We start from the raw sequence: 18,046 nt of genomic DNA, 5'->3' as shown, positions 1-18,046 counted from the left end.
CCGCCTCAGCATCCCCTGGACCAGCGACAACGAGGCCATCTGTCTCCAACTCGCCGCCCAGAGCACGAAATTCGACCACACAACCCGAACACTCACAGCAGGAGGGGCAGTATGAAGCCACCATGCCTTCCTGGTCGGACAAGCTTGTCGGGGAAGTCGTCCGCCTCCTGTTGGAGGCGTACTACGAACCGACATTCTCCGACCGCTCTCACGGTTTCCGTCCCCGCCGAGGATGCCACACGGCTCTGTCCGAGGTGGTCTACAACTGGACAGGGACAACCTGGTTCATCGAAGGAGATATCTCCGATTGTTTCGGATCGCTCGATCACGATGTTCTACTCGGGATCATCGGCGAGAAGATTCACGACAACAGGTTCCTCAGGCTGCTGCGCAACATGCTGCAAGCCGGATACATGGAGGATTGGGACTGGTCGCCCACGCTCTCCGGAGCACCGCAAGGCGGCGTGGCCTCCCCGATCCTGTCCAACATCTACCTGGACCGGCTGGACAAGTTCGTCGAACAGCAGCTCCTACCGGCATACACCCGAGGCAAGGCCAGGCAGCGAAACCCGGCCTACCGCGAGGTGGACAACGCAATCAAACGTATCCGTCAGCGCAAACACGGTGACCCCGTCGAAGTGCGGAAGCTGCGCCAGCAGCTGCGGAACCTGCCAAGCGGGGACCCTCGGGACCCCGAATACCGGCGGCTCCGCTACGTGCGATACGCGGACGACCACCTGCTCGGGTTCATCGGACCCAAGGCAGAAGCCGAGGCGATCAAGCAACGCCTCGCGCAGTTCCTCCGTGAAGATCTCAAGCTGGAACTGTCCGAGGAGAAGACGCTTATCACTCACGCACGTACCCGTGCGGCAAAGTTCCTCGGCTATGAGATCGCCATCCAGCACGCCGACCGCAAAGTCACCACCGGCGCGCGGGACATCAAGCGGGCCACGAACGGCAAGGTCCGTCTACGGGTCCCACAGGAAGTGATCAAGGCCAAATCGGCCCCGTATCTGCGGCGCGGAAAACCCGCGCCCAGACTCCAAATGATGCCATTCGGCGACCACCAGATCGTCGGCACCTACGGAGCTGAATACCGGGGCCTCATCCAGTACTACCTGCTCTCCGGCGATGTCTGGCGACTCGATCGGGTGCGCTGGGTCATGCTGACGTCAATGCTCCAGACGTTGGCGGCAAAGCATCGTTCGTCGGTGACGAAGATGGCCCGCAGGTATGCGACCACCATCGAGACACCGCACGGACGGCGCAGATGCTTCGAGGTCCACGTAGAAAGACCGGGCAGGAAACCACTGGTCTCAAGGTTCGGTGGGATTCCACTGAAGCGACAGAAGGCGGCGGTCATCTCTGATCGTCCGAGAGTCCCGGCCATCACCCGCATAACAGGCACGCAACTGATCCACCGCCTGCAAGCCGGACGATGCGAAGGCTGTGGTGAACGATCCGAAGTGCAAGTTCACCAGGTCCGGAAGGTCACTGACCTTACAAAGCCGGGACGTTCACGCTCGGCATGGGAACAACTCATGGTTGACAAGTGGCGCAAGACGCTCGTGGTCTGTCCGCCATGCCATGAGGCCATCCATGCGCACCAACCCGCACCATTCACGGATTAGTCACTGGAGAGCCGGATGCTTGGAAAGCGAGCACGTCCGGTTCGGGCCGGGGGTCGTCGGAAAAGGACCCGCACACGCGGGCACCTCGCCGACGGCCTACCGGTACACAAGTACGCGCCCGGGCCGTGTCTGCTGGATCTGGAGGTCAGCGACGGTGCCGTGGAGATCAGCGTGTGGGACACCGATCCGACGCTGCCGGCGGCCTGTCCTGCCGATCCGGACCGGATCGGGCGGCATGGCCTGGAGATCGTTATGGCGGTGTGCCGCAGCTTCGAGGTACGGCGCGAGCCGGTGGGCAAGCGCGTGAAGGCAGCGATCATGCTGGCCGACGATCCCGGCGGGGACCCGGCGGGCCGCCTGATGTGACGGCGCGGGCAGGGCCAGGACCACCGGCGGGGAAGCCCCGGCCAGACGCGGGATCGCGTTCCGGGGTGCTGCGGAGTAGATGGCCAGGAGGGCCCGGCCCCGCGGCCCACCGGCGCCAGTTGTTTGCCGGGTGGTGTCAGGGCCGCCTTGTGGACGTCATCGCCGCAGTTCGATCAGCCCGAGTCCAGCTGCCTTGGCGCTATGCGGTGGCATAGGGGTTGATGATGCGGTGCGGTCGGCGGGAGGTCGCCATGACGTCCTGCGGGAAGCGGGGGCCGGCCACGTAGTGGCGTCCCTTCGTCTGCCCGATCGCGGTGAGCACGTCGGCCTTCGTGAGGGCCTGCAGGTCCCGGGTTGCCTGCTGGGTGTTGATCGCTTCCTGCCGCTCGTAGCGCGAGCGGCGCACCCGGCCCACCATCGCGACCTCGTGGAGGGCAGTCACTTGCCGCTCGCTGATCCCGTTGACGTCGGCGTGCTCCATCAGCTCGATCCAGACCTGGTTCGAGCGGTCGACCCGATGCTGCACCCGCTGAGCCTGCTCGTGGTAGGCCCGCAGGTTGAACTTGATCCAGGGCAGCGTGTCGCGTTCGGGCGAGTACACCGGCCCGCCGACCTCCCGGAGCACCTTGTAGTACTCCCAGGTGTTGCCGGGCATCCCGAGCCACTCCTCAATCGAGGAGAACTCCGGTGCGAGAACGCCGCCGCGGGCAATCAGCAGGGTCTGAAGGGAACGGGACATACGGCCGTTCCCGTCGGACCACGGATGGATCTTCACCAGGTTCAAGTGCGCCATCGCCGCCCGGATCAGGACGTGAGCTTCGATGTCGCCGTCGTTGAGCCAGTCCACCAGCTCGGCCATAAGGCCGGGTACGAGCTCCTGGTCGGGTCCGTCGTAGTCGGTGGCGAGCTCGTCCCCGGGTGCGGTGATCCGGATCGAGGTCTTGCGCCACTGCCCGGCGGTGCGCAGCGGGTGGTGGTGACCCTGGAGCATCCAGTGCAACGCGTTGAGGAGTTCCTTGCTGTACCGGAAGTCGGTGACGTCGTGGAGGGACTGGATGTAGGTCATCGCCTGCTGGTAGGCGAGGGTCTCCGCCTTGTTCTCCTCGCTGGCGTCGACCTCACGCTCCCCGTCCATCAGGTCGGCGACGTCCTTCGCGTCAACCTGATAGCCCTCGATCGTGTTCGACGCCGCGATCGCGCTCGCGGTCAGCGCCTTACGCAGATCTTGAGTCCACTTCATCGGCGCCTGCTGCACCGCGTCACGCAGGCGCTCGCGCAGGCCGTCCACCTCGTGCAGAACCTTGAGGTCTGCGGCGTCGAGCACGGGAGTCTTATACAGCATGACTCAATGATACCAGCTACCTATCATTCTGGTAAGAGTCGGGAGCGATGACCACGCCAACCTGCAGAAGCGTAAGGCAGGTCCGCCTGCCGCACAAGCCACCGACCACCGCTACCAGGACTGCAGACCTCGATGGCCGAGCCCTTCGCCGCACGCTCGTACTTCGGCACCCGATCCGTGGCCAGAGCCCGCTTGACCGCGTTCCGTCAGATCCCCAGATGCCGGGCGATCGCCCGGATCGGCATCCGCTCGGCCCGATGCAACCGGCGGATCTTTACCCAGTCCTCCACAAGGATCACCCTTCTCTCCTGACCTTGATCACCAAGGCCAGAGTCAGATGAAGATCATCAAGTGAGTCACTTTTGATACGCCGTCAGAGGGTCCGCGTTCAGCCGTCGCCGACAACACGCGGTCGCCGGCGTGGAGGGTCTCCCCTCTCAAGTCACGCCGACCATGGAGCAGGAGATTGCCGATTCGCTGCGAACCAGGTGGCTGCGCTTCGTGGCCGGCGAGGGGGAGCACTGGAAAGTGTCATCACCCACCGCTCTCCCATTCAAACTTGATGAGTGGTGGAAACAGCAGTTCAGAGCCGCTCAGAACCTCGACTTGGACTGGCTTATGAAGTTCATCTCCAGCAAGAGCTTCATGCCCTTCGTGATCTACCGGGTCCTGCTCGGCATCCTGCTGTTCGTCCTGATCGGCACGGGTTTCCTCAGCCCGCACGCCGGCGAGTCGGCCGGCTAGGCCCCGTTCTTGCGGGAAAGCGACGCGCCGCTCACCGCTTCGTATGAACCGGAGGCCGCTCGGGAACGTTCCCGGGCGGCCTCCGCGTCGTTGTGCTGGGAGAGACCTGAAGGCGAGCAGCAGGGGGTGTCCCATGGGTCGAGTGGTGCTGGAGCGGTTTCCGGCCGGAAGTCCGAGGGGGAGTTGGCCGGCGGAGGAGTACGCGGCGCAGCGGATGCGCGAGGGCGTGCCGGCCGAGGTGGTGATGGATCTGGCCAGCGACGCGTACCTCGTGGTGGTCCGTCCCCGGGAGGCGCGTTCCGGTCACTGATCCGGTGCCGGGGCATCCGGGCCGCGCACGCCCCTTGGCCTCCGCGCCCCGCGCCCGCACACTGTCCCGATGACGCAGCGTGTGGACCTTGCGGGCGTGATGGACCGACTGGCGATCGACGAGCTGGTCACGGGGTACGCCATCGCCGTGGACGACGGCGACTGGGACGCGTACCGAGCCCTGTTCGCCCCGGGCGGGCGGGCCGACTATGCCTCGGCCGGCGGGATCGAGGGCCCGGCCGGGGAGGTCGCGGACTGGCTCGCGGAGACGATGAAGCTGTTTCCGGTGCGCCAGCACCTCATCGTCAACCGGCTGATCCGGATCGCGGACCTGGGCGGCTCCCCCGGTGACACCGCGGAGGTCCGCGCGGACTTCCTCAATCCCATGCGGCTGGCCGGGGAAGAGCCCGACGACGGGCAGGCCCCCGTGACCGCGCCCAACTTCGTCGCGGCGGGCCGCTACACCTTCGCCGTCGCCCGTACCGCCCGGTCCGGCTGGCGGCTCTCGCGGGTCACCGTCCACGAGAAGTGGCGGCACATGTCGTTCTGATGGTTCGACCGGCAGGGCTGTTCCACACTGGAAGCGGAGGCCCTACGTCATGCTGATGGTCCCGACGGTCCCGGCAGTCTCGAAGCGGGTCCCGCGGTGGCGTGCGGTGGCGGCGTTCACGGCGGGAGCCCTGCCCTGCCTCGCCTTCCCCGCCCCCGCGCTGTGGTGGTTCGCCTACGTCGCCCTCGTGCCCTGGATCCTGCTGCTGAGGTCGGCCCCCACCGGCCGGCGCGCGGCCCTGGAGGGCTGGCTCGGCGGCGCCGGCTTCGTCTTCGCCGTCCACCACTGGCTGCTGCCCAGCCTGCACGTGTTCCTCTTCGCCGTGGCGGCCCTCGTGGGCCTGCTCTGGATTCCCTGGGCGCTGCTGGTACGGGAGTTCCTCGGCGGGAGGCCCGGCGGGGGCCGGGCGTCGGCCGCGCTGGTCCTCGTACCGGCGGGCTGGCTGCTGTCGGAGCTGGCCCGGTCCTGGCAGGGGCTGGGCGGGCCGTGGGGGCTGCTCGGCGCCAGTCAGTGGCAGGTGGCGCCCGCGCTGCGGCTGGCTTCGGCGGGCGGGGTCTGGCTGGTCGGCCTGCTGGTCGTGGCGGTGAACTGCGCGCTGGTGCTGCTGATCACCGCGCCGGGGGCGCGGCTGCCGGCGCTGGCCGGGGTGACGGGCTGCGCGGTGCTGACGGGGGTGGTGTGGCTGTGGGCGCCCCGCCCGGAGCCGGCGGGCTCACTGCGGGTGGCCCTCGTACAGCCGGGCCTGCTCCCGGACTCCCCGGACAGTGCGGAGCGGCGGTTCGCCGTCGGGGAGCGACTGACCGGGACCCTGGCCGGACAGCGCCCGGACCTCGTGGTGTGGGGGGAGAGCAGTGTCGGCGAGGACCTGGCGGCCCGCCCGGACCTGGCCCGGCGGCTCGCCGCCGTGTCGGCCCGGGTGGGGGCTCCACTGCTGGTCAACGTGGACGCGCGGGCCGTCGACCGGCCCGGGATCCGCAAATCGGCGGTGCTCGTCGGTCCCGGTGGCCCGACCGGTGACCAGTACGACAAGATGCGGCTGGTGCCGTTCGGCGAGTACGTCCCGGCCCGCGCGCTGCTGGGCTGGGCCACCTCGGTCGGCAAGGCGGCGCACGAGAACCGCGTCCCGGGCAGCGCGCCGGTGCTGATGGACCTGCCCGGCCGGGCCGACGTCCGGGTCGGCCCGCTGGTCTGCTTCGAGTCGGCGTTCCCGGACATGAGCCGCCACCTCGCCCGCGAGGGGGCGGCCCTGCTGGTCGACCAGTCGGCCACGTCCACCTTCCAGGACAGCTGGGCGCCCGCCCAGCACGCCTCGCTGTCGGCGCTGCGCGCCGCCGAGACCGGCCGTCCCGTGGTCCACGCCACCCTCACCGGCATCAGCGAGGTGCGCGGCCCGTCCGGCGAGCGGATCGGGCCGGCGCTGTCCACCTCGGCGAGCACGGCGCGGGTCTACGAGGTCCCGCTGGCGCGCGGCACGACCCCGTACGTCCGCTTCGGGGACTGGCCCGTGGGCGCCGCGCTGGCCGCTCTGGCCGTCTACTGCGCGGCCGCGGGCGCCCGCTCCGTGCGGCTCCGCAGGCCCGCCCGGGCGCCCCTCGGGACCCCCCGGACGCCGCCCGGGTAGCAGCCCGGGTAGCAGCCCGGACAGGAGCCCGGGCGGCCGCCCGGAACGCGGCCGGTCAGGACGCCTGCTCCAGAGCCGAGCGCACCACCCGCTCGCACAGTTCGTGGGTCAGCAGCGCGTCGCGCGCGCTGAGGGTCGTGCCCGTGGCGACGGCCTCCAGGAAGGCGTCGACGACCTGCTCGATACCGCGCTGGCGGGCCACCGACACCCAGTCCCCGCGCCGCCGGACCGTGGGCTGGCCCTTGTGGTCGATGATCTCCGCGAGGTTGACGACCTGGCGCTTGGTGTCCTGCCCGGAGACCTCCAGCACCTCCTCCGTGGAACCGGAGAGCCGGTTCATGATGCCGAGCGCGGTGAAGCCCTTGCCCGACAGCTGGAGCACCACCTGGCTCATCAGGCCGTCCCGCACCACGGCCCGTACGTCGACCTGGTCGGCCTCGCCGGGCAGCAGGAAGCGCAGCGTGTCGACGACGTGGATGAAGTCGTCCAGGACGAAGGTCCGTACGTCCTCGGGCAGCCCGACCCGGTTCTTCTGCATGACGATCAGGTCGCGCGCGTGGTCGGCGCACTGCGCGTAGCCGGGCGCGTGGCGGCGGTTGAAGCCCACGGCGAGGGAGACCCCGCGCTCTTCGGCCAGTTCGACCAGGCGCCGCGATTCCGCGAGCTCGTAGGCGATCGGCTTGTCGACGTACGTGGGCACGCCCGCTTCCAGCAGCCGTTCCACGATCTCGGGGTGGACGGCGGTCGGGGCGTGCACGAAGGCCGCGTCGAGCTTCTGCGCGAGCAGCGAGTCGAGGTCGGTGTGCAGGCGTTCGGCCGGGACGCGGTGGTGCGCGCCGATCCGTTCGAGGGTGGCCGGGGTCCGGGTCTGCAGGTGCAGTTCGAGCCCCGGGCGGGTGGTCAGGACGGGCAGGTACGCCTTCTGCGCGATATCGCCGAGTCCGATGCAGCCGACCTTCACCGGGACCTCCAGGTTTGTTCCTTGTGGGAGTACGCAGCCTAATCGGTGGTGACCACCCCCGTGTTCGACCAGGATGGAACCCATGACGATCAGTGATGGATCCCACCGTTCCGAACCTTCCACCACGGCCGACGAGCGCGAGATGCTCGACGGCTGGCTCGACTACCACCGCTCCACCCTGGCCTGGAAGTGCGAGGGGCTGTCCGACGCGCAGTTGCGCTCCACCCCGCTGCTGCCGTCCGGGCTGAGCCTGCTGGGGCTGGTGCGGCACATGGCCGAGGTGGAGCGGTACTGGTTCCGGGAGATCATGCTGGACGAGGAGCTGCCCGAGCTGTACAGCACCCGCGAGAACCCGGACGGGGACTTCCACTTCGCCGACGAGGACACCTGGGCCGAGGCCGAGCAGGTGTGGCAGACCGAGATCGAGCTGGCCCGGCAGGCCGCGGCCGGCCATTCCCTGGACCTCGCCTCGAAGCCCGAGAGCCACCGCCGGGGCGAGGTGTTCAGCCTGCGCTGGGTCTACACCCACATGATCGAGGAGTACGCGCGCCACAACGGCCACGCGGACCTGCTGCGGGAGCACATAGACGGCGCCACGGGCGAGTAGCCGTCACCCGTGCGGGGTGAATATCGGCTCCGGGTTTTCGCAACGGGGTCCTCGCACAGCAGAGTTGTGTGAGTGCATCCAACCCGAACCACGACAAAGCTGCTGCTCGGCGTCGCCTGTGCGGTCTCGGCCGTCTCCGGCTGCGTGAACGTGACCCCGGCCTCCCTGCAGCCCGCGGCCGCCCCCGGCACCTCGGGGGCGCCGCCCCGGCACGAGCCCCGCGGCGGGCCGGGGGCCGCGCCGGTGGTCGTCAGGGCACCCGTCCTGGAGGCGCTGGAGGCCGTGGAGGCAGTGCCGGGACGGCCGGCCGGGCCGGCCCCCTCCACTTCCGGCCGGGCCGCCGTCCCGCGGGCCGCGGTGCCCGCCGCGGAGGCGGCGCGGGACGGCCGGCCTGGATCCCGCGGAGGGCCGGCGGCGGCCGCGCCGGTCCCGGACATCCCGGAGCCGCGGCAGCCCGGCGGGCACCGGGACCACGCCGACGGGCGTCCGGGCGGGCCGCACCCCGGCCGGCCCCGGGCCGAGGGCGGCGAGGTGCCGCGCGAACTGGTGCGGGAGCTGCCGGTGCGGCCTGCCGACGTGTGCGCGCTGGGCCGCCGGCACGGGCGCTGGCACCCGGACAGCCCGGAGGCCCGGATCTGCGCGGGCGTCCAGGGCGGCTGACGGCCCGGCCCTTCCCGGACCCCGCTCCGGCTACTGGTTCTGCTCCGGGAACGGTCGGGGCCCCTCCCCCGCTTCCGCCGCGAGCCGCCGCTCCAGTCGGGCGATGGCGGCCCGTACGCCGTTCGCGTACCCGTCGTCACCCAGGGCCCCGGTGGCGGCGCGGGCCCGCGCCAGGTGGATCCGGGCCGCCTCGGGGCGCCGTAGCTTCACGTAGTCGGCGGCCAGGCTCAGGTGCAGCGACGGGTAGAAGACCCGCACGGCCGAGGGCGGACCGGGACCGTCGGAGTCGGCGTGCGCGGCGGCCAGGGCCCGCAGGTCCCAGGCCAGCTCCTCGGCGGGGTCGTCCTGCGCGTCGGCGAGGTAGTGCGCGAGCGTGCAGCGGTGCAGGGAGTCGCCCTCCGTGCCGATCTCGGACCAGATCTCGCCGAGCCGGTTGCGGGCCTCCTCGCGGTCGCCGGCGTGCAGCAGGATGGCAGCTTGGCCGATCCTGGTCATGACGGCGTCCTCGGACGCCTCCTGCTGCTCCGTCAACGCGGCCTCCGGCTTGTTCCCGTCAGACCTGCTCCGGTCTGATCATCAAGACGCTAGCCGGAGGCACCTGCAATGCCGCCTAGGCGCGGTCGGTCATCGGCCCAGGTCCGGGATCCGCCAGTCGATCGGCGCATGGCCCTGGGCGGCGACGGCCTCGTTGATCTGGGTGAAGGGCCGGGAGCCGAAGAACTTCTTGGCCGACAGCGGGGAGGGGTGGGCGCCCTTGACGACCGCGTGCCGCTCCTCGTCGATCAGCGGGAGCTTCTTCTGCGCGTACGCCCCCCAGAGGACGAAGACGGCCGGGTCGGGGCGCTCGGCCACCGCGCGGATCACCGCGTCGGTGAACTTCTCCCAGCCCTTGCCCTTGTGCGAGTTGGGCTCGGCCTCGCGGACGGTGAGCACGGCGTTGAGCAGCAGGACGCCCTGCTCGGCCCACGGCATCAGGTAGCCGTTGTCCGGGACGGGGGTGCCCAGCTCGGCGTGCATCTCCTTGTAGATGTTGCGCAGCGAGGGCGGGGTCTTCACGCCGGGCTGCACGGAGAAGCACAGTCCGTGGCCCTGGCCCGCGCCGTGGTACGGGTCCTGGCCGAGGACCAGGACCTTCACCTGGTCGAAGGCCGTGGCTTCCAGGGCCGCGAAGACCTGCTCGCGGGGCGGGTAGACCGGCCCGTTCGCCCGCTCCTTCTCGACGAACTCGGTGAGTTCTTTGAAGTAGGGCTGCTCCAGCTCCCCGCCGAGGACGGGGAGCCAGGACTCGGGCAGCTTCTGGGTCACGGCGACAACCTCCGGTACACGTTGTTCGAGACTTCGCGTCTGCGCGTCTGCGCGGTTTGCACGCAGGCCCGCCCGCGCAACTGCTTCGCGCGGCGGACAAGAACTTACCGGGGGCCACTGACATTGATACTCGTAAGCGGCTTCCGGCGGTCGTGGCCCAGCCACTGACTGACGCCCTGCTGGGCTGTCTTCGTGTTGTTCTGCCCGACCGCCGGAGCTGGTTCCCAAGGCTCCGGCCGGGCGGATCATGACCTGATAGGAGCTTGGTCAGAAGCCCCTTCAATGTCCTGTCTGAGCCACCCGGCCGACGCCACCTCCAGTTCAGGAAGGCGTTCACCAGCATGGCAGCAGCGGCCGCGGAAGACATCGCAGGCACCGCCCAGAACGTGTTCGCCGGCGTCGACTCCCATACCGACACCCTCCACATCGCCGTCATCAGCGACAACGGCGGCCACCTCGCCGACGCCGAGTTCACCACCACACCCGCCGGTTACGCCGCCGCACTGGCGTTCATCGACGCTCACGGCGACGTGATGGCTATCGGCGTGGAAGGCACCTCCTCCTACGGAGCCGGCTTCACTCGCGCCGCCTACGCGGCCGGGCACCGAGTCATCGAGGTCAACCGGCCTGACCGGGCCGAACGCCGCCGGATCGGCAAGTCCGACCCCATCGACGCATACGCCGCGGCCCGCGCCGCTCTGTCCGGACGGGCCTCCAGCGCGCCCAAGAACGACACCGTCACCGGCATACGCGCCCTGCAGAACGCCGCCCGCTCCGCGGTGAAAGCCCGCACTGCCGCACTCAACCAGATCGGCAGCATCCTCATCTCCGCTCCCGAAACCATCCGCAGCAAGTACGGACCGCTGAATTCAACGGACCGTGCCGATGCCCTGGCCCGGATTCGGCCGACCGGAGACGCAGTCCACGTCGCGGTCCTGACCGCACTCAAGGCCCTGGCCCGGCGCGTGAAGGAGCTGACCGCCGAACACCAGGCCCTCACCAAAGACATCGACACCGCGGTCACTGCCGACAACCCCGGCCTGCGAGCCACCTACGGAGTCGGACCCGACACCGCCGCCCAACTACTGATCACAGCAGGCGGCAACCCCGAGCGCATGCGGACCGAGGCCTCGTTCGCCGCCCTCTGCGGAGCCGCGCCGGTCCCCGCCTCCAGCGGGAGAACCAACCGCCACCGCCTTTCCCGCGGAGGGGACAGGGCAGCCAACGCCGCCCTCTACCGCATCGCCCTGGTCCGCATGGCCGGCGACGCCAGGACGCGCGAGTACGCCGCACGTCAAACCGCCGCCGGACGGACGAAGAAGGAAATCATCCGGCTTCTGAAACGAGCCATCGCCCGCGAGATCTTCCGCTGCCTGACCACCACGGTCACCGCTCCGGAGATCGCGGACCTGCGTCCCCTGCGGCAGTCCAAGAACATCACCCTGAGCGCTGCCGCACGACACCTCGGCGTCTGGCCGAGCAGAATCTCCGACGTCGAACGCGGGATCCGCCGCCTCGACGACCTCACCCACGCCTACCGCGACTGGCTCCAGACCGCTTGACCACCAATAGGAGCATCAACGCGGCGCCCGCCCGCCCCGCCCGGGTGGGCGGTGCGGACGGGCGGGGCGGCGTACGGGCCTGCTACCAGCTGGTCTTGCGGTACAGCTCCCACACCTGCATGACGGTCTGCGGGTCGAGCGCCCGCTCCGCGCCGGCGATGTCGTCGCGGGCGGCGACGTACAGCTTGCCCTGCCACAGGGGCAGCAGCCGGACGTCGTCGGCGAAGATCTGCTGGGCCTTCTCGAACTCGTGGATGCCGGCCGACCGGTCGCTCTCGCGGCGGGACTTGGGCAGGATCACGCTCAGGATCTCGTTGGCCTCGTACGGGGTGCCGACCGCGTTCTCCTTGCCGACGAACGGCGCGATGAAGTTGTCCGGGTCCGGGAAGTCGGGGAACCAGCCGCGGCCGAAGACCGGGTACTCGCCCTTCTTGTAGCCCTCCTGGAAGGCCTTCCAGGGCTGCCCGCGCAGGGTGATCCTGAAGAGCCCGCTCTCGTCGAGCTGGCGCTTGAGCTCGGTGAACTCGTCCGCGGTGGAGGCGCCGTAGCGGTCGGTGGTGTACCAGAAGGTCAGGTCCACCGGCGTGGGGATGCCGGCGTCCTTGAGGGTCTTCTTGGCCTTGGCCACGTCCGGCTGGCCGTAGGTGTCGTAGAACGGCGTCTTGTGGCCGACGACCCCCTTGGGAACCATCGAGTAGAGCGGCTCGGCGGTGCCCTGGTAGACCTTCGAGACGAGGGCCCCGCGGTCGACGATCTGCGCGATCGCCTGGCGCACCTGGACCTTGGCGACCTGCGGGTCCTTCGGGTTGAAGATCAGGTAGCGGATCTCCGAGCCGACGTTCTCGACGACCTGGACGCCGGCGTCCGCCGACGCGGGGGCCTGGAGGTCCTTGACCTCGTCGGCGGAGAGGCCGCGGTAGGTCGCGTCGATCTCCTTGCCCTTGAGGGCCGCGATCATCTTCTTGGAGTCCGCGAAGTAGCGGATGGTGACCCCGCCGTTGCGGCGGTTGGCGAAGCCGTTGTAGCTCCCGCTGCGGTTCAGGACCGCCTCGCCGGCCTCCTTGTACGACTCCAGGGTGTACGGGCCGGAGCCGGTGACCTTGTCGCCCTCGCGCAGCTTGTCCGCCGGGTACTGCTTCGGCGAGACCAGCGAGGCGGCCGGGGAGCCGAGCACGAAGGGGAAGGTGGCGTCCGGGGTGTTCAGGTGGAAGACCACCGTGTGCGAGTCCGGCGTCTCGATCTTGTCCAGGCTGCCGAAGAGGGCCTTGGGGCCGGACGGGGCATTGATGGCCACGATCCGGTCCAGGGAGTGCTTGACGGCCTTGGCGTCGAGCGGCTCACCGTCGGAGAACTTCAGGCCCTTGCGCACGGTGCAGCGGTACGACTCGTTGCCGGAGTCGGTGAACTCGCAGCTCTGGGCGGCGTCCGGCTGGGGCTTGGTGGCACCCGTGGGGAACGCCAGCAGGGTCTGGTAGACGTTCCGGTAGAGCTCCCAGGAGCCGTCCCAGGCCGCGGCCGGATCGAGGGTCGTGGGTGCGCTCGTCGTTCCGACGACAATCCGCTCTTCTCCATTGCCGCCGTCGTCCGAGAACAGGCCGCATCCGGAGAGCAGGGATATGGACGCAAGGGCCGCAGTGATCTGCAGGCATCTGGTCCGGTTGAACACGTGCACGCTCCTCGATCAGCCAGGGGTGCGGCAGACCCTACCGCAGAGCCTCACAAAACCAATGGGTAGGTTTCGTGCGGCACTTGACCGATTACGTGCCCATTCGGTACGCATTTGCCTCCCCTTGAGAGGCAAATGCGTCCGATTATCGGTCAGTGCACTCCGGCATTGAGGAACATTCCCCCGTCAACCACGAGAGTTTGTCCCGTGATCCATTCCGCTTGTGCAGATGTGAGAAACGCGGCGGCCCCTCCGATGTCCTCCGGCAGCCCGAGCCGCCCCAGCGGATAGGCCGCCGCCGCCTCCTGCTCCCGGCCCTCGTAGAGCGCCTGAGCGAACCGGGTCTTCACGACCGCGGGCGCGATCGCGTTGACCCGGACCCCCGGGGCCATCTCGTGGGCGAGCTGGAGGGTCAGGTTGACCATGGCGGCCTTGCTCATCCCGTACGCACCGATGAAGGGCGAGGCGGAGACTCCGGCGATCGAGGCGATGTTGACGATCGCCCCGCCGTTCTCCTTCTGCCAGGCGTGCCAGGTGCGCTGGGCGAAGCCGAGCGCCGAGATCACGTTGGTCTCGAAGACCTTGCGGGCGACCCCGAGGTCCAGGTCCGCGATTGGCCCGAAGACCGGATTGGTCCCCGCGTTGTTGATCAGGAAGTCGACGCGGCCGAAGGCCTCCATCGTGCGTTCCACGGCGACGGCCTGGTGGGCCTCGTCGTGCGCCTTGCCCGCGACCGCGATCACCCGGTCCGCGCCGAGCCGCTCGACGGCCTCCTTGAGGGCCTCCTCGTTCCGTCCGGTGATGCAGAGCCGGTCGCCGCGCGCCACCAGGGCCTCGGCGATGCCGTAGCCGATGCCGCGGCTCGCCCCGGTGATCAGCGCGACCCTGCCGCTGTCCGTTCCGTCGTACGTCATGTCGTGCGCCTGCCTCTCGTCAGCTGAGCGGGCCGCCGGCCACGTACATGACCTGGCCGGAGACGAAGCCGGCGGCCTCGCCGGTGAAGAAGGCGATGGCGTTGGCCACGTCGTCCGGGCGCCCGACGCGCTGCACCGGGATCTGGGTGGCGGCCGCGGCCTGGAAGTCCTCGAAGTCCATGCCGACCCGGGCGGCCGTGTGGGCGGTCATCTCGGTGACGATGAAACCGGGGGCGACGGCGTTCGCGGTGATGCCGAACTTGCCGAGCTCGATGGCCAGGGTCTTGGTGAAGCCCTGCAGGCCGGCCTTGGCCGCCGAGTAGTTGGCCTGGCCGCGGTTGCCGAGCGCTGAGCTGCTGGAAAGGCTCACGATCCGGCCGAACTTGGCTGCCACCATGTGCTTCTGACAGGCCTTCGACATCAGGAACGCACCGCGCAGGTGCACGTTCATGACGGTGTCCCAGTCGGTGTCACTCATCTTGAAGAGCAGGTTGTCCCGCAGCACACCCGCATTGTTGACCAGGATGGTCGGGGCGCCGAGCAGGCTCGCCACCCGCTCGACGGCCGCCTCCACCTGCGCACTGTCGGAGACGTCGCAGCCGATCGCGACGGCCGTGCCGCCGGCCGCCGTGATCGTCTCCACGGTGTCCTTGCAGGCCGCCTCGTCCAGGTCGAGTACGGCGACCGCCCGGCCCTCGGCGGCCAGGCGTACGGCGGTGGCCGCGCCGATGCCCCGGGCCGCCCCGGTCACGATCGCGACGCGCTGCTCGGTGGTGGACATGCTGGATCTCCTCGCCCTCGGAAAGCGGCCCCCCAGAGGTGAGCAACCGCTTAGTAGCTTCCGCTGAGGAGACGCTAGGAGCCCTGGCACTCCGTGTCAACGGGGAGCAGATCCAGCCCCGCCGGCGGACTACCGGACCAGCAGATCCAGCAGCCGCTCCACCTCGGCGGCGGGGTCGGCCGTCAGTCCCGTGTGGACGGGCCCCGGCTGCACCACCGTGCTGCGCGGCGCGATCAGCCACCGGAACCGGCGCCCCGCATCGTCACCCGCCGCCTGACCGGCGGACTCTCCGCCCGCGCACACGCCCTCGACCCCGCGCAGGGCGGCCCGTACCCCGGCCACGTCGGCCTCCGGGTCCAGGGCGAGGAGCTTGGCCTCGTCGAGGTGCGTGCGCGCGCTGACGTAGGAATGCGCCCGGCAGTAGACGATCACGCCGGCGTTGAAACACTCGCCGCGCTCCATGCGGGGCACCACACGCACCAGCGCGTACTCGAACACGTCCCGCTTGATCACTCGCTGTCGCTCTTCATCTTCCGGGGACGGGGGTCGAGGCGGTCGGCGAGCCAGCCGGGCGGACCCGACCGGACCTTCGCCTCGGCCTCCATCGTGATCCTCTCGTGGATCGTGGCCGCACGCGGCAGCAGGGCCTCCACGTAGGCGCGGCGCAGCGCGTCGGTGGAGTCGAAGCCCGGTTCGTCGACCAGCCACTCGTCGGGCACGTCGGCCGCGACCTCGGTGAGCAGCTCCTCGGTGACCAGCGGCGCGAGCGCGGCCGCCGCCGCCGCGACGTCCGGGCCGACCGGGGCCAGTACGTGGTCGGAGGCGTTGTACGGCTTGGCGGCGGCGCTCTCGGCGGTGGGCCAGTTGTGGTGCCAGATCATGGTGGCGCCGTGGTCGATGAGCCAGAGGTCACCGTGCCAGACCAGCATGTTCGGATTGCGCCAGGACCGGTCGACGTTGTTGATCAGGGCGTCGAACCAGACCACGCGCCCCGCCTCCACGGGGTCCACCTGGTACGCGAGGGGGTCGAAGCCGAGCGAGCCGGGGAGGTAGTCCATCCCGAGGTTCAGCCCGCCGCTGGCCTTGAGCAGCTCCTGCACCTCCTGGTCGGGCTCGCCGAGCCCGATGACCGGGTCGAGCTGCATCTGCACCAGCGTGGGGACGCGCAGCCCCAGCCGCTGGGCCAGCCGGCCGCAGATCACCTCGGCGACCAGGGTCTTGCGGCCCTGGCCGGCGCCGGTGAACTTCATTACATAGGTACCCAGGTCGTCGGCCTCGACGATCCCCGGCAGCGAGCCGCCCTCCCGCAAAGGCGTGACGTAACGGGTCGCGATCACTTCTGTGAGCATTTTCCCAGGCTATCCGGCGATCACGGTTGACGATCTACGGTTTTCCCGGCCGCTCCGCGCAGAGCCCCCGCGGCAAGCTGCGAGCCTCGGTCAGGAGTCCAGCCAGATCGGATTGGTGAAGGCGGCGGGTGCGCCGGGCAGCGGTGGCGCCTGGGCCGGGTGGCGGACCTCCGCCCGGACGTACGCGGACCGCGCGGGCGTCGTGCGCCACTCCAGGGAGGTCGCCCCCGGCGCCGTGAAGGCCGGCCCCTGGTCCGTGACCAGCCGCAGGTCACAGCCCTCCGCCCCCGTCACCGACAGGCGTACGAGGACCTCCGTGGCCGGGTCCGCGACGCGCAGCCGCTCCCCGATCCCGGCATGGGCTCCGCGCGGGCCGACAGCGGTGAAGTCGAGGGAGACCGCGGAGGATTCCGCGGCGTAGGCGCGGCCGGCGCGCAGGCCCGCCAGGATCGCCGTGCGCGACAGGTCGTCGGCCAGGACCACGGTCTGGGGTCCGCCCATGCGGTCCGGGTCACGGTGGTAGTCGCTGTGCGCCAGGGCCGGAAGCCAGCGGTCGCCGTGGGCGCCGCGCAGAGTGGCGTCCCAGGAGGCCAGGGAGACCTCGTCGTCGGGGGTCCAGGCCCCGTTCCACACTTCCACGGCGTCGGCTTCGCCGAAGCCGAACTTCCAGGCGCAACCGATGCAGGTGGCGTGCGGGTGAGCGGGTATGACGAGTCCGCCGGCCTGCCGGACGGCGCGGGCGAAGCGCTCGAAGCGGCCGTCACGGGAGCGGTAGCGCCAGTCGATGAACGTACCCGGGTCGGTACCGACGGCGAGGACGTGGCCGGTGCGGGTGGTGACCTCCTCCCCGGTGAGCACGAGCAGGCCCTGGTCGGCGGCGCCCGCCCAGGCGGTGTGGGAGCTATGGGTGTTGTGTTCCGAGGTGTTGACGAAGTCCAGGCCCGCGGCACGGGCGAGGCCGGCGATCTCGGTCGGGGTGCGGCGGCCGTCGGAGTGCACGGAGTGCACGTGGCAGTCCCCGCGGTACCAGGCGCGGCCGCGGCCGGGGACCCGCTCGGGCGGGTAGGCCGCGGGGACGGGGGCCGCCGGTTCGCCGTAGGCGAGGGCGACGGCGATCTCGTAGGGCAGGCCCTGGGGGGCCACGGTGTAGGGGCCGAGGGCGATGTGCCAGCGGCCGGGCTCCAGCGGGCCGGGCAGGTAGCCGGGGGTGGCCTCGTCGGCGCGGAGGAAGAACTCGCTGCGGGCGCCGCCGGACCAGCCGCGGAAGCCGCGACCCCCGAGCGCGGTGCCGCGCTGGTCGAACAGGCCGATGTCGAGGGCGTTGCCCGGGGTGCCGGGCGGGGTGGGCGGCTTGTCCTAGCGGTAGGAGACGCGCAACTCGCGTATGCCCGGTGGGACTTCCACGGGGAGATACACGAAGTCCGGGGCGCCGGGCGGGATCGTGCCGCGCAGAGTCGTCGTCCTGGTGGTCGGCTCCGCGGTCGCAACGGAGGGGACGGTGGCGACGGTGGCCGCCGCGGTTGCCTGTGCCAGCAGTGCTCGTCTACTGAGGGCCATGGTGCCGAGCGTCTCCGGTCAAGGTGAATCCGGCGTGAACTCCGCTCCGACCGGGGCCGGACGTGCACGCCCCACCCCCAACCCGCCACCCGCACACGGGCCTTCAGCCACATACGTGGAT

At 70.1% G+C, this 18,046-nt stretch carries 15 protein-coding genes and 4 pseudogenes; 9 read left to right on the top strand and 10 right to left on the bottom strand.

The window, feature by feature from the left end; all coding sequences use genetic code 11:
• Nucleotides 1-122 precede the first annotated feature (122 nt).
• A pseudogene (locus AC061S_RS37700) lies at nt 123-1,631 on the top strand (reverse transcriptase/maturase family protein); the annotation flags it as partial.
• A 108-nt stretch (nt 1,632-1,739) separates the two neighbouring features.
• Nucleotides 1,740-1,997 (top strand): annotated as a pseudogene (locus AC061S_RS37695) (ATP-binding protein); the annotation flags it as partial.
• A gap of 199 nt (nt 1,998-2,196) precedes the next feature.
• Here the strand turns inward: AC061S_RS37695 and AC061S_RS37690 are convergent.
• Nucleotides 2,197-3,339 (bottom strand): Fic family protein, encoded by a 1,143-nt coding sequence (locus AC061S_RS37690; protein WP_478690380.1) that lies wholly within the window; start codon nt 3,337-3,339, stop codon nt 2,197-2,199.
• Nucleotides 3,340-3,951: 612 nt separating this feature from the next.
• On the opposite strand from AC061S_RS37690, the pseudogene AC061S_RS37685 reads away from it, so the two are divergent.
• From AC061S_RS37685 to lnt, 4 genes and pseudogenes are all read left to right on the top strand, one after another.
• A pseudogene (locus tag AC061S_RS37685) lies at nt 3,952-4,083 on the top strand (undecaprenyl-diphosphatase); the annotation flags it as partial.
• A 133-nt stretch (nt 4,084-4,216) separates the two neighbouring features.
• Complete coding sequence (locus tag AC061S_RS37680; protein WP_243339660.1) at nt 4,217-4,393, top strand: hypothetical protein; 177 nt, start codon at nt 4,217-4,219, stop codon at nt 4,391-4,393.
• A gap of 69 nt (nt 4,394-4,462) precedes the next feature.
• The gene (locus AC061S_RS37675) at nt 4,463-4,942 is read left to right on the top strand and encodes a nuclear transport factor 2 family protein (protein ID WP_478690379.1); all 480 of its coding nucleotides are present in this window, start codon (nt 4,463-4,465) and stop codon (nt 4,940-4,942) included.
• A gap of 49 nt (nt 4,943-4,991) precedes the next feature.
• Nucleotides 4,992-6,563, top strand: coding sequence for an apolipoprotein N-acyltransferase (gene lnt, locus AC061S_RS37670; protein ID WP_478690378.1), 1,572 nt, complete (start codon nt 4,992-4,994; stop codon nt 6,561-6,563).
• Nucleotides 6,564-6,618: 55 nt separating this feature from the next.
• Here lnt and AC061S_RS37665 read toward each other — a convergent pair whose 3' ends face one another.
• Entirely contained in the window at nt 6,619-7,524 is a 906-nt protein-coding gene (locus AC061S_RS37665) for a Gfo/Idh/MocA family protein (protein ID WP_478690377.1), read from the bottom strand.
• An 82-nt stretch (nt 7,525-7,606) separates the two neighbouring features.
• On the opposite strand from AC061S_RS37665, the gene AC061S_RS37660 reads away from it, so the two are divergent.
• Together AC061S_RS37660 and AC061S_RS37655 are read left to right on the top strand one after the other, a co-directional pair.
• Nucleotides 7,607-8,131 carry a DinB family protein gene (locus AC061S_RS37660; RefSeq protein WP_478690376.1) on the top strand — a complete coding sequence of 175 codons (525 nt, stop codon included), beginning with the start codon at nt 7,607-7,609 and terminating at the stop codon, nt 8,129-8,131.
• Between the two features lie 72 nt (nt 8,132-8,203).
• Complete coding sequence (locus tag AC061S_RS37655; RefSeq protein WP_478690375.1) at nt 8,204-8,791, top strand: hypothetical protein; 588 nt, start codon at nt 8,204-8,206, stop codon at nt 8,789-8,791.
• A gap of 30 nt (nt 8,792-8,821) precedes the next feature.
• Here the strand turns inward: AC061S_RS37655 and AC061S_RS37650 are convergent, their stop codons facing one another.
• Nucleotides 8,822-9,322, bottom strand: a complete 501-nt coding sequence (locus AC061S_RS37650; protein ID WP_478690374.1) for a hypothetical protein — start codon at nt 9,320-9,322, stop codon at nt 8,822-8,824.
• Nucleotides 9,323-9,415: 93 nt separating this feature from the next.
• Nucleotides 9,416-10,096 carry a uracil-DNA glycosylase gene (locus tag AC061S_RS37645; RefSeq protein WP_478690373.1) on the bottom strand — a complete coding sequence of 227 codons (681 nt, stop codon included), beginning with the start codon at nt 10,094-10,096 and terminating at the stop codon, nt 9,416-9,418.
• Nucleotides 10,097-10,437: 341 nt separating this feature from the next.
• Here AC061S_RS37645 and AC061S_RS37640 point away from each other — a divergent pair, with 341 nt between their 5' ends.
• Nucleotides 10,438-11,658, top strand: a complete 1,221-nt coding sequence (locus tag AC061S_RS37640; protein ID WP_478690372.1) for an IS110 family RNA-guided transposase — start codon at nt 10,438-10,440, stop codon at nt 11,656-11,658.
• Nucleotides 11,659-11,740: 82 nt separating this feature from the next.
• Here AC061S_RS37640 and AC061S_RS37635 read toward each other — a convergent pair whose 3' ends face one another.
• The 6 genes and pseudogenes from AC061S_RS37635 to AC061S_RS37610 all read right to left on the bottom strand — a co-directional run bounded on the left by AC061S_RS37635 (nt 11,741) and on the right by AC061S_RS37610 (nt 17,925).
• On the bottom strand, nt 11,741-13,324 hold the full coding sequence (locus AC061S_RS37635) for an ABC transporter substrate-binding protein (protein WP_478690371.1): 1,584 nt from the start codon (nt 13,322-13,324) through the stop codon (nt 11,741-11,743).
• A 152-nt stretch (nt 13,325-13,476) separates the two neighbouring features.
• A complete protein-coding gene (locus AC061S_RS37630; RefSeq protein WP_478690370.1) occupies nt 13,477-14,238 on the bottom strand; it encodes an SDR family oxidoreductase in 762 nt (253 codons plus the stop codon).
• 19 nt (nt 14,239-14,257) lie between these two features.
• Nucleotides 14,258-15,019, bottom strand: coding sequence for a 3-oxoacyl-ACP reductase FabG (gene fabG, locus AC061S_RS37625; protein WP_266876359.1), 762 nt, complete (start codon nt 15,017-15,019; stop codon nt 14,258-14,260).
• Between the two features lie 129 nt (nt 15,020-15,148).
• Complete coding sequence (locus AC061S_RS37620; protein ID WP_478690369.1) at nt 15,149-15,532, bottom strand: DUF3037 domain-containing protein; 384 nt, start codon at nt 15,530-15,532, stop codon at nt 15,149-15,151.
• The gene (locus AC061S_RS37615) at nt 15,529-16,368 is read right to left on the bottom strand and encodes a HipA family kinase (protein WP_478690368.1); all 840 of its coding nucleotides are present in this window, start codon (nt 16,366-16,368) and stop codon (nt 15,529-15,531) included. The genes AC061S_RS37620 and AC061S_RS37615 overlap by 4 nt, the downstream gene beginning before the upstream one ends.
• A 90-nt stretch (nt 16,369-16,458) precedes the next feature.
• A pseudogene (locus AC061S_RS37610) lies at nt 16,459-17,925 on the bottom strand (CehA/McbA family metallohydrolase).
• Nucleotides 17,926-18,046 lie beyond the last annotated feature (121 nt).

Source organism: Streptomyces sp. CA189 (genome assembly GCF_056428985.1).
Note: the sequence above shows the minus strand (reverse complement) of the source record. Positions and strands in the feature narration are given on the sequence as shown.